This window comes from Aliivibrio friggae, from assembly GCF_057368515.1.
Genome location: NZ_CM170649.1, coordinates 418,005 through 430,709, shown reverse-complemented (window position 1 = coordinate 430,709; position 12,705 = coordinate 418,005). Strand labels below are relative to the sequence as shown.

The window sequence follows — 12,705 nt, the reverse complement described above, 5'->3', positions numbered from 1 at the left end:
ATGGCAATTAAAACTTCTGATTTAAATGCAAAGCTATTTGGTAAGACAAATAAACGCCGTGCAACAACACCAGTTGAAGCTCAAAAAGCAGCAAAATCGCAAGCTCAAGTGATTGAACTTGCGGTTGCTGGTGAAGATATGGTGACTTTTGAGTTACGTAAAATTCCAGCAAAAGACGTACGTAACTCTACGGTTGTTTTTGCTGAAAATGCTCGTGAACAATCATTTTTAACCGAACATGCTTTATCGGATATTTTAACTACACTGCGTGATCGTGGTCAGCAATACCCAGCTGTGGGTCGTATTGTTGAAGGCGGAAAAATTGAGGTTCTTGACGGTAGTCGTCGTCGTATGTCATGTATTTTGGCAGAACAAGACTTCTTAATTTATGTCGCCGAAGGCATTAATACCAAACACGCTAAATTTCTTTCTGATGTAGCGAATGCTCATAAGCCATTATCACTGTACGAACGTGGTAAAGAGATGCATGCAATGCTTGCTCGTGGTGACGTAGCTGATCAAAAAGAGCTAGCGAAAGTATGCCAGTGCAGTGAAGCATTAGTGAGTGGCGCATTAAAAGCGGCGACATTACCTTTAGAATTGCTACAAGCGTATCCAAGTGTGAGTGAAATTGGTCGTCCAACCGTTGTTAAGCTTCATAAGCTCTATAATACGTTGTCTGACGAGGAACAAAAAACCTTACTTGGACAATGTGCTGGCGAGCAAGGAGCGGTTTGGACGCGTTCTACTGCGCTTGGCGTGAGTAGAATGACGAAAGAAGTGACAGAACTTATTGAAGTTTGGGTTGAAGATTTATTACCAAAAAGAGAAGCGGCTAAGCCATTAAGTACTGAATTGGTAAAAGGCCGAGCTTCATATAAACGTAAAGGTTCGGCTTTGACTCTGAATTTGAAAAAAGTCGATGATGCATTAATGGAAGATATTTTGGCGTACATTAGTCAAAAAGTATCTTAATACGTTTTTTAGCCATTAATTATAATAATAAAAAAGAGCCCGATTTAGTTAACTAAGCCGGGCTCTTTTTTGTATTTGAATCGTTGTTTTTTTTATTCTTAGATTATACTAACGGCGCAAGATCTGCCGGTCGGTAGTTTACTGATTTTAAAACCTTACCTTGCTTAATTACTTTGTTATCTAATTCTACGTTTTTAGCGCATTTAGCGATGATGAATCCACCTTTTTCAGTCGACATCAGTTCAATTCCTTGCTCTGCATAGAATGTTTTTGTCGCTTGGTATTCATCTTCTGTTTTACACACTTTACTCATGTTGCTTGAATGTACTTCATCCCAACATGGTACAAAATCGATATCTAAGTTTTTTGCAACGTTTAAGAGAAGGTCAATTAAGTACGAGATACTTAGATTGTCTTCTAAATTCTTCGTTCCTAAATGTACCGCACGTCCCATTAAGACATAAACTGTATCCACAATGGCATCAGCTTGTTCAATCTTGCTGTCTGCTTCTGCTAATTCTGTTAACTCTTCGATCGCTAACGAGGTGTGTAATAAGTCATTTTTTTCATCTAATGATTCAGGTGCTTCTACTGCTAAGTCAAAGGTACTTCTAAATTGTTCGATGTCTTGATATAGCTTTTGGTAGATAGGTTGAGTAAGTTGACTTAAATGCATGGTCATTCCTAAATGATGAAGGCTTAAATGTAGCAAGCATTATACCTTCTCCCGATTTGTCTCGTCATACTTTCTTTTCTTAATAGATAGAAAATATTCATCTCATGCTACAATTTACGCATAATATCTTCTTATGTTAATGGACTTTTCTGCAATGCTTTCTGCGCTGTCATTTCTAAATTCGGTATCTTCTTATGCTGCTAGTGGTTATATCCGTTATCCCATTCTGCTTGAAGGTTCAAAGCAATGGTGTGAATCATTATTAGACTCTTTTTTTTCTCAGCAAAGTTCACGATTTGCCAACGTTGAGTTGTACGGTGATTTGACTATTCCTGAGTATGTTCCTTTTCCTATTAAGTCTGCTTTAAAGAAGTTAGGTCAAGAAACCGATTGTTTGGTGATTGATATTTCCCATGAATTTAATGCGAATGCCATTAATGCAATATGTGGAACCGTTGTTGGTGGGGGGCTCGTTTTTTTTATTCGTACTGATAGCTCTTCACTTTCTTTATCGATTAGTCAGTGGCTATCGCACTTTATGACTCAAATGGTGTGCTTAAAAGAAACGGATACTGACTACGTATTACCTGAGCGTCCTCTTTCTCTCGATAATATCTCTAAATGGCATGACGCGGTTTATCGTTCTGCGGATCAAGAATTAGCAGTAAAAGCGATTCAAAAAGTCGTTTCTGGCCATACAAAGCGTCCACTTGTAATGACGGCAGATCGCGGAAGAGGAAAGTCATCAGCGATTGGAATAGCCATTGCTGAGTTAGCGATGGAACGACCGTTAATTATTGGCGTAACCGCACCACAGCGTGCAAGTGTTGATGAAATATTTATACATGCTGAACGTATTGCCCAGCTTAACTTTACTGTTGTAACGAAACAAAAAAATCAGTTAATGATTAATGACTCTCAGATTATTTATCTTGCACCCGATGAGTTACTTCGAAATCCCCAGACGCTGGATTTATTATGCGTTGATGAAGCGGCCGCAATCCCTGCTCCAATGTTACTTTCATTAGTCGAACAATATTCTCGCATGGTTTTTTCTACCACTATTAATGGCTATGAAGGTACCGGGCGAGGTTTTGAGATTAAGTTCAATAAACAACTTTATAAGAAAAGACCAAATTATCGTTCAATTGAAATGAAGCAACCTATTCGCTGGAATAATAACGATCCGTTAGAAGAGTGGTTATCGTCTGTATTTTTACTTAACCACAATAGAGATGTAGATTCTGTTCAGACAATTGAACCTTTAGCAAAGATTGATTATCACTGTTTATCTGTGTCTCAGTTAGTTAATGACAGTACGCTTTCTCAGGCTTTATTTTCTCTTTTAGTATCGGCTCATTACCAAACATCGCCAAATGATTGGATATCTTTATTAACAGATCCAACGTTGTTCTGTTGGGTTGGAATAGAAAGAAGCAATAGCCAGTTAGTGTGCTGTGCTTTAATGTCTAAAGAGGGAGAGTTAGAACTCGATTTAATTCATGCAGCTCAACTTGGAAAGCGACGACCAAAAGGGCATTTAGCTGCGATATCACTAACTCAAACATTATGTATTGATGAGCCAGCCATTCAATCGAGTTTTCGTATTATGCGAATTGCTGTCGATCCAAGTTTTCAACAACGAGGCATTGGCTCGGAATTTATTCGGGCGATAGAAAATAAATATAAACAAGAGGGGTTGGATTACCTTAGTACCAGTTTTGGTTCGACTGCGGAGTTGAATTATTTTTGGCAAGCTCTTGGCTTTCACTTTGTTCGTTTAGGTATAACAAAAGACAAAGCGAGTGGAACACACTCTTTATTAGCAATGAAACCATTAAGTCAAAAAAGTATTAATTGGGTCTCTATTGGCGATGAGTATTTTTATACCTCATTCCCTGAGCAGTTAATGTCGACATTTTCTGAACTGCCATACAAGGATGTACTTAGTCTTTTAGGTGGCGTTTCAATCAAAGATACTATGTCACCTTTAATTATTAAACGACTGACTACTTTTGCGTTAGGTGGCTTAGGATATGAATTACTTCAATATGAACTACGTCAATTCATTCTTAGTAATCTATCAATGCTTATTGATTTATCTGAGCCTCAAAAAGAACTGGCAGTGACCAAAATCATTCAAACCAAAGAATGGTCTGTCGTTATAGAAGAATGCAATTTAATTGGTAGAAAAAATGCGGAGTTGCAATTGAGAGAGCTCATTAAATGTATGTTAGATAATTTACAGTGTAAATTGTAAACCCACTCATTCTACTGTCCTAATTTACAGTGTAAATTGAATTTATAACCTACACTCAATTTACACTGTAAATCATACCTTCTTACTTCTTCAGAAATGATTCAAGCTTCAAAATATAACTAATAAACCTTAGTGAGTTACAGTGAAATACGATATTCTAATGTAATGGAAATGTTATTCATTAACACGGTAGTCTAGGGAATTGGAAATGAATGAAAAGGGATTGAATCGCCTTAATAAAGAAGAGCTGGAATTTGTTGATGACAAAACGGCAGCGCTACTTCTTAACACCCCAACAAACGCTAAAATTCTCCTGTGGATTATTGCCGTCTTTTTCTGTATCGCTATTGCTTGGGCTTCATGGGCTGAAATAGATAAGGTAACCGTTGGACAAGGAAAGGTAATTCCATCATCTCAATTGCAAGTAGTACAAAACCTTGAGGGTGGTTTAGTAAAGGAGATGTTGGTTAAAGAAGGGGATCAAGTCAAAAAAGGTCAACAGCTATTATTAATTGATGATACTCGTTTTCGTTCTGACTTTAGAGAGCGTAAAAAACAACTCGTCAATTTGACGGCAAGCGCTATGCAATTATCAGCATCAATGGACAGTATTTTAATTCAAGATATTAATAGTCGTAAGCGTTGGAAAGATTCTGTCATTATCTCAAAAGGTAAGTTGAAATTTGATGCTGAGTTTATGGAAGAAAATCCAATCGTAGTCAAAAGACAGTTAGCTGAATATAACGCGGATATGAATAACTTAAAAAACCGTATTTTTGTATTTGACCAGCAAGTCAGTCAAAAGCAGCAAGAGCTTGTTGAAATTAAATCTCGAGTGAGAAGCTTGAAAGCAAGTTATGGTTTAGCGAGAAAAGAATTTGATATAACAAAACCATTGGCTGATGAAGGTGTCGTCCCTCGAATAGAGTTACTTAAACTACAGCGTCAAGTTAATGATACTAAGCGAGAGCTAACCTCAACAGAATTAAAAATCCCAGTGTTAAGCTCTGCTATTCAAGAAGCTGTGTTAAACCGAATTGATGCAGCCCTTAAGTTTCGCTCTGAACAGCAAGAAAAATTGAACAGCATTCAAGATAAGCTTTCGGCATTAACTGAATCACAAGTGGGCCTAAAAGATAAAGTTAATCGAACCGTTGTTCTTTCTCCTGTGACGGGAACCATCAAGAAAATTTATATTAATACGGTAGGGGGGGTTATTCAGCCTGGTATGGATCTGATTGAGATTGTTCCTACCGAAGATACATTATTGATTGAAGCCAAGATAGCCCCACAAGATATTGCATTTCTTCGTCCTGGGTTAGCAGCGATAGTTAAATTCAGTGCTTATGACTTTACTCGTTATGGTGGTTTAAAAGGAACACTAGAGCATATTAGTGCGGATACGATTCAAGATGAGGAAGGAAACAGTTTTTATTTAGTTCGTGTTAGAACATCACAAGATGACTTAGCTGAGAAAACTCAATTCTACATTATCCCAGGAATGACAACGTCGGTAGATATCATTACAGGAAAGCGCAGTATTCTTGATTATCTACTTAAACCTATTATTCAAGCAAAAAGCTCGGCATTAAAAGAATAGTATGGATAGAGAGAGTAAAAACAGATGAGGATAAAATGGTTGTTCATTTTACCTCTTGCCATATTCTCACTCACATCTATCGCTTTAACCAAGCAAGACAACAGTTGGATTAAAGCCGTAAAAGATGAGTATGGTGAGAGAGCATCGAGGCGAGTGACTGCATGGCGTGAGCTGATAGCAACGCTTGATAATAAAAATGAAAGAAAACAGCTTGAAGAAATTAATCTATTTTTCAATCAACTTTATTTTGTCGATGATATTCGGTTATGGGGAAAGAAAGATTATTGGGCAACGCCTCTGGAGTTTTTAGGAAGTAACGCCGGAGATTGTGAAGACTTTACCATTGCGAAATATTTTTCCTTATTAGAGCTTGGTGTCCCCGATAAAAAATTAAGATTGATTTACCTTAAAGCTTTAGATTTGAATCAATTTCATATGGTACTTGCTTATTACCCAACACCATCTTCAGTACCATTGATTTTGGATAACATTGATAAAGAAATAAAACCAGCAACAGAGCGTACCGATCTATTACCAATTTATAGTTTTAATGGTCAACATCTATGGCTAATGAAAGGTAAAGGAAACGGACAGCAGGCAGGAAAATCATCTCGATTAAGTTTATGGAATGATTTACGAGCAAGAAACAAAGGCCTGAGATTAAACCACCCAATTATAAATTATGATGAGTAGCGATATGACATTATATAAACAGCTAGTTTCATGGATGACAGCCGTCTTTTTACTATTGATGATCTCTGTCTTTGCGATTGAATTTCGTAGTACACAAACGTTTCTAGAAAACCAGCAGCGTTCAGAAGTGAATAATACGATTAATACGGTAGGGCTTGCTCTTGCGCCTTATTTAGAAAATGAGGATAAGGTTGCTGCAGAGTCTGTGATTAATGCGCTATTTGATGGTAGTTACTATTCTGCAGTACGATTAACGTTGTTTAACACTAATGATGAAATTGTTCGTGTTTATCCATTAACGGTAGATTCTGTGCCTGAATGGTTTTTAGATTTTAATTTATTCAGAACTATTTCTGAAAGCAGAGTTATAACGAGTGGATGGTTACAATTGGCTGAGGTCGAAATTGTGACTCACCCAGGTTATGCTTATCAACAACTTTGGAAGGCATTAACTGAGTTGGCGTTTACTTTTGCTATCGTAATTGGATTAGGCATTATTATTATTTCGTTTGTTGTGAAGCGAGCATTAGCACCTTTACAGCAGATCATTATAAAAATGAAAGAAGTCGCAGAAAATAATTTTAGTAATGAATTAGCTAAACCAAAAACGAAAGACTTAGAAGCGGTAATTAATGGTATTAATACGATGTCATTACAGATAGCGCAAAGTTTCCAATCACAAGCAAAAGAAGCTGAGAAGCTAAGAGACAAAGTCTACCTCGACCCAACTTCTGGATTAGGTAACCGGTCGTTTTTTATGGCGCAGTTAAATACATGGTTATCTGAATCTTCAAAAGGTGGTATTGCTTTATTTCGCGTAAATTTTATTAATAAAGTATATGAGGAAGAAGGGTATGAAGCTGGAGATAAAAAAGTTAAAGAGTTATCTGATTTATTAAAAGCGACACTGCCTTCATCGAACATCATAATGACACGATTAAATACTTATGAATTTGGTTTTATCTTCCCAAGCATTGAAGAAGAAGAGTTAAAAGTAACTGCTGAAAATATCATTGCTTATACGCAAGATATTAAAGGTGATCCGACAGCTACGGCTCCTATTGATGCTGACTTAGGCGTTATATTTAATGAATCAAGAAAAACATCAACAGAGATCCTTTCACTTGCTGATAATGCGCTAGCTCAAGCACACTCTACGCCTGAGTTATTATTTGGTTATATTGCTGATGAAAGTGCCCATGAACTGATGGGTAAACAGCAATGGAAACAGTTTGTTGATGAGGCAATTAATGAGCATTTATTTAATTTCACATTACAGCTAGCCACAACTCAATCGGGAAGTATTTTCCATCAAGAAGTCTTTTCAGCAATTGAAAAAGATAACAAACGGTATTCTGCGAATCAATACTTATTTGCACTTGAACAACTAAATGAAACTACCTCGTTTGATCAATTTGTTATACGCACGATGGTTGAACGTATTCTTGCTGAAGAAATAACTCAACCAGTTGCAATTAACTTGGCAAATAGCAGTATTGAAAACCCTAGCTTTGTCCGTTGGTTAACTAGTTTACTTAAAAAACATAAACCTATTGCTTCATTACTTCATTTTGAAATTCAAGAATCATCATTTATTGAGAATGAAGATTATACTGCTTTATTATGTAATGTGATCCGTTCTTCAGGGGCAGAGTTTGGCGTTGATAATTTTGGACGTAATTTTGAATCTCTTGAATACATTAAGTTATTTAGGCCAAAATATGTAAAACTTGATTATTTATTCACTCACCAATTAGATGATGAAAAACAACGTTTTATTTTGGCATCTATTTCAAGAACAGCACAAAATCTAGGGATCATTACTATTGCCTCACGAGTAGAAAACAAACAGCAGTTAGAGTTACTAGCTGAACATAATATTGATATTTTCCAAGGATTTTTTGTTAATGAAAAAGTGAAGGGTCAATAATATGAAAGATTCACTATTACACTCTTTATGCTACGTAGGGCGCTATTACGGCCAGGTAAACTCGCCTGAAGCATTGATTAATGGTTTACCCTTACAAGATGGTAAATTAACCCCTTACTTGTTTTCTCGTGCTGCAGAGCGCGCAGGATTAGTGGCAAAGGAAAATCAAGCACCTTTATTAAGTATTCCACGCTTAGTTTTACCTGTTGTTTTGTTACTTCAGGGAGGAGAGTCGTGTGTATTAATTGGCTTTGATGCTGAAAATAAGCAGGCTGAAATCATTACTGAAAGTTCAGATATGTTGCCGATTTCTATCTCAATTGAAGAGTTAGAATCGCAATATATTGGGCGATACTTTTTACTTAAAAAACAATTTAGATACGATGAACGCTCCCCTGAGATACTAAAGAAACGTGAAGGCCACTGGTTCTGGAGTACTTTATTAGAATCTAAACATATTTATCGTGATGTGTTTATTGCTTCTATCTTGATTAATATATTTGCGATTGCAACACCTATGTTTACTCGTCTTGTTTATGACAAAGTCGTGCCTAACCTTGCATTTGAATCTCTATGGGTATTAGCTTCTGGTATTTTTGTTGTCTTTATTTTTGATTTTATTCTTAAATACGTTCGAGGATATTTCATTGATATCGCAGGGAAAAAATCGGATGTATTGATATCGTCTAAATTATTTCAGAAAATATTGGGGATTAGAATGGAGGCTCGTCCTCCTTCGGTTGGTGCTTTTGCTCGACACCTACAAGAGTTTGAATCGATCCGAGAATTCTTTACGTCAGCAACCATCGCGTCTCTTATTGATTTACCCTTTGCTTTACTTTTCTTATTCGTGATTTATCTAATTGCGGGCCCAATTGTCTTAGTACCGATTGTTGGGATCCTATTACTACTTATTCATGCGGCGATTATTCAAGGACCATTAAAGAAAACAATTGAAGAAGGCTCACGACTTGCTTCTCAAAAGTACGCTAATTTAATTGAGAGCTTAGTTGGCTTAGAAACACTAAAAATCTTCAATGCTCAAAGTAAATTTCAATATAAATGGGAAGAGGCGGTTACTCATATCTCGAATTGGAGTATTAAAAGTCGACGAATTACGGATTCAATTCAGAATATGGCGGGCTTTGTACAACAGGCCGTTAATATAGGTATGATCATTGTTGGTGTTTATCTGATTGCTAATGGTGATCTGACGATGGGAGCATTGATAGCATCAACTATGCTGAGTGGTAAAGCTATTGGCCCACTCGTTCAAATTTCTCTATTATCAACACGTTATAATCAAGCTAAATCATCTATGACTATCATTGAACAATTAATGGCAATGCCTGATGAACAAGAGGAAGATAAGCGCTATATTCATCGTCCAATTCTTCAAGGGAAAGTTGAGTTAGATAAAGTGAGCTTTAACTACCCTGAATCTCAAGTCTCTGCGGTTCGAGATATTAGTCTTACTATTAATCCTGGAGAAAAGGTAGCGATCATTGGCCGAATTGGTTCAGGTAAGACGACTTTAGAAAGGCTAATTATGGGCCTGTATCAAGCCACAGAGGGCTCTGTTCGAATAGATGATACCGACATATCCCAACTTCATCATGTCGACGTACGACGTAATATAGGCTGTGTTCCGCAAGATATTACTTTGTTTTATGGTTCAATCAGAGAAAACATCATTTTAGGGCGAGAATTATCTGATGATGCCGAAATGATGGATGCTGCAAACCGTGCTGGTGTTACCGCATTTACTCAACAAGATCCTGCGGGGTTAGAGCGTCAAGTAGGTGAGGGTGGTTTGTTATTATCAGGTGGTCAGCGTCAGTCAGTGGCTATTGCTCGTGCTCTAATTGGTCGTCCACCCGTATTACTAATGGATGAGCCAACCAGTAGTATGGATAACCGATCTGAGTTGTTATTTAAGAATCAGTTATCTCACCTAAAACCATCAGAAACCTTGATACTAATTACTCATAAATCATCTATGTTAGAAGTTGTAGATAGAATTATAGTGATGGAAAAAGGGCACATAATTGCTGATGGGCCTAAAAATCAGGTGCTTAATGAGTTGAAAACGGGAAAAGTAAAAGCAGCTAGTTAATATTTTGCTTTTGGAAAACAAAAAGGCAGTGATAACTCACTGCCTTTTTTATTAACTCGATTTAGTAAATTTAGAGAGGTTATTTCTTTTTACGTGTAAATATATTCCACTCGTTTACTACATCACCTTTAAAACCTACAACCGTTGCAACAACACGACGGTTTAATGCATGGCTTACTGCTGAATCACCTTTCGCGGTTAATAGCGTGTCTCCAAAACCAATAGTTTCAATTCTATCGGGATCAACACCGTATTCAATTAAAGCAACGCGAACTGCTGCTGCACGTAGTTTTGATAAGTGGATATTATATTCAGCGTTACCTTGTTGGCTCGCAAAACCTTGAAGTTGAATGGATGTGTCTGAATATTCAGTAAGAAACTCAGCCATTGTTCTGATCTCTGTTTTAAAGATCGGAGAGATCTCTGATGAATCATTAGCAAAAAGGATCTTAAGATCTTTTTTATCCGAATGTTCTACATATTCAGCACAACCATCGTTATCTATTTCTGCACCACGCGGTGTACCTGGGCAAATATCTCGAGCATTAATAACACCATCATAATCATCATCTCTTAGATCGGCGATTTGATCTGACTTAGGCGTTTCAATGTAATCTTTATCACCTGAGACGCAACCAGTCAAAAAGAGAGAAGCAATAATTGCAGGGTAAATTACTGTTTTCATTATTATTTATCCTCTTTTTTGGATTGCGTAGAATCCCATTCTTTTGGTGTATCGATTAACAATGAAGGTAACAGTGTTCCTGTTGCATGTAATACTCTGAATTTAGCAAATTGCTCTGAATAGTGAGCGTCTAAGTAGGATTTACGAGCTTCAAACAACTCATTTTCAGTATTTAATAAATCAAGTAGTGTACGCTTTCCTATACGATATTGTTTTTCGTATGCAATGACGGTATCTGAGGCTGCATCAACATGATCGGCTAGAAATTCTTTTTGTTGTAGAGTTAAATCTAAGGCACTCCAAGAAAGTCGAAATCCTTCTTCAACATTACGATAAGCACTGTCACGAAGATCTTTTGCCATGTTTAATTGATAAGCACTTTTATCTGATCTTGCACTGTCACTACCACCGTTATATAGGTTGTAACGCATTCTGACCATCGCAGAAAACTCATCACTATTACCCTCTATACCACCAGCATCATCGCGCCATGTTTGGGCGGCTTCAATTGAGAAGGTTGGGTAATTTGCACTTTTTGATTGAGCATATTGAAACTTAGCGGCTTTAATATCTGACTGAGCCGTTAAGATGACAGGATGATGTTCGTAAGCTCGTTCAATACCGTCCTGCAAACTCAAGGGTAAGGTTCTTGAATCAGCTCGAGGATAAATAAGACTTTGAGGAGGTGAGCCTACAATTTGTGTAAAGACGGTATGTGTATCAAATAAGTTGTTTTGAGCAGCAAGTAAATTACCGTGTGCTCGAGCAATACGTGCTTCTACTTGAGATACATCTGCAGTTGAGCCTACACCAGAGTTTGCTCTTTTCTTAATATCTTTGTAGATTTTCTTATGAATAGCGAGATTACTTTCAGAAAGCGCGAGGATCTCGGTCGCTTTTACTGCATCTAAATAGACTTGTGAAACATCAAGTGCTTTATTTTCAGCTAGAGAGATAAGTTGCAAGCGAGCTGATTCTGATTCAGCCTCTGTTCGATCCATATCATTAATTGTATTTGAACCATCCCAAATTAATTGGGTTAACGATAAAGTTGCATCTTTTCGGGTCATATCTGTAGAGCTACCATCTGCAGGGTTGATGCTTTCCAATCCAATACCGGCATCTAAATCAATCGATGGTAAGTAATTACCTGAGACACTCTCACTATCCGCAACAAAGCTCAAATAAGAATTATATGCTTTTTTTACTTCTGGGTTTGTTGTTAGAGTTTGAGAGATTGCTTGCTCTAACGTTTGAGCTTGAGTAGATACGCTCAAAACAAGCAAACTACTGGTTGCAAGTTTCATCCATTTCAAAGTGTTTCTCCTAATCATCGTATCTTCTTTTCTGAACGTGACGGTTAAAATGCACAGGATTAATATAGGTAATTATTTAGCGTTAAACCAATGTGTGTGCTTTGTTTTATGTTTATTAAATAAATGCTACGTCATGTCTAATTAAAAAGCAAAAATCAAGTTATTGAATCTTATTAATTTAATAGTCTCTCACGTTTTTAAATCTGTTTATTTGATGAACTTTTGAAATTCGCAATATAAATCCGAATAAAAGAAGTCTTAAAATTAAGATTGTGCAAAGTTAAATTTTATAATTTGTTTCTAGATCTGTTTTTATTTGTTTTTTGATACACGAATTATGGAATTAATGTCACATTTTGTGATGAGTGTAATATTTTTATAAATTAAAATGATTTTTAAGCCATGATATTCGATATTTCGCCATTTATTAGTAATTCTCATATGTAGCTACAGT

General features: G+C 36.7%; 9 protein-coding genes. 6 read left to right on the top strand and 3 right to left on the bottom strand.

Features of this window, described 5'->3' with window-relative positions:
* Positions 1–975, top strand: coding sequence for a ParB/RepB/Spo0J family partition protein (locus AC2INI_RS15375; RefSeq protein WP_122032318.1), 975 nt, complete (start codon positions 1–3; stop codon positions 973–975).
* 103 nt (positions 976–1,078) lie between these two features.
* Here AC2INI_RS15375 and AC2INI_RS15370 read toward each other — a convergent pair whose 3' ends face one another.
* Positions 1,079–1,651 (bottom strand): nucleoside triphosphate pyrophosphohydrolase family protein, encoded by a 573-nt coding sequence (locus AC2INI_RS15370; protein ID WP_486306320.1) that lies wholly within the window; start codon positions 1,649–1,651, stop codon positions 1,079–1,081.
* A 133-nt stretch (positions 1,652–1,784) separates the two neighbouring features.
* Here AC2INI_RS15370 and AC2INI_RS15365 point away from each other — a divergent pair, with 133 nt between their 5' ends.
* The 5 genes from AC2INI_RS15365 (at position 1,785) to AC2INI_RS15345 (ending at position 10,250) form a co-directional block, all read left to right on the top strand.
* A complete protein-coding gene (locus tag AC2INI_RS15365) occupies positions 1,785–3,911 on the top strand; it encodes a GNAT family N-acetyltransferase (RefSeq protein ID WP_486306319.1) in 2,127 nt (708 codons plus the stop codon).
* Positions 3,912–4,119: 208 nt separating this feature from the next.
* On the top strand, positions 4,120–5,511 hold the full coding sequence (locus AC2INI_RS15360; RefSeq protein WP_122032315.1) for an HlyD family type I secretion periplasmic adaptor subunit: 1,392 nt from the start codon (positions 4,120–4,122) through the stop codon (positions 5,509–5,511).
* Between the two features lie 30 nt (positions 5,512–5,541).
* On the top strand, positions 5,542–6,204 hold the full coding sequence (locus tag AC2INI_RS15355; RefSeq protein WP_371413423.1) for a transglutaminase-like cysteine peptidase: 663 nt from the start codon (positions 5,542–5,544) through the stop codon (positions 6,202–6,204).
* A 4-nt stretch (positions 6,205–6,208) separates the two neighbouring features.
* A complete protein-coding gene (locus AC2INI_RS15350) occupies positions 6,209–8,134 on the top strand; it encodes a bifunctional diguanylate cyclase/phosphodiesterase (protein WP_486306318.1) in 1,926 nt (641 codons plus the stop codon).
* 1 nt (position 8,135) lies between these two features.
* Positions 8,136–10,250, top strand: coding sequence for a type I secretion system permease/ATPase (locus tag AC2INI_RS15345; RefSeq protein WP_122032312.1), 2,115 nt, complete (start codon positions 8,136–8,138; stop codon positions 10,248–10,250).
* Positions 10,251–10,329: 79 nt separating this feature from the next.
* Here the strand turns inward: AC2INI_RS15345 and AC2INI_RS15340 are convergent, their stop codons facing one another.
* Both AC2INI_RS15340 and AC2INI_RS15335 read right to left on the bottom strand, forming a co-directional pair.
* Positions 10,330–10,935, bottom strand: coding sequence for an OmpA family protein (locus tag AC2INI_RS15340; RefSeq protein WP_122032311.1), 606 nt, complete (start codon positions 10,933–10,935; stop codon positions 10,330–10,332).
* A gap of 2 nt (positions 10,936–10,937) precedes the next feature.
* Positions 10,938–12,242, bottom strand: a complete 1,305-nt coding sequence (locus AC2INI_RS15335; protein WP_174213425.1) for a TolC family outer membrane protein — start codon at positions 12,240–12,242, stop codon at positions 10,938–10,940.
* Positions 12,243–12,705: the final 463 nt, after the last annotated feature.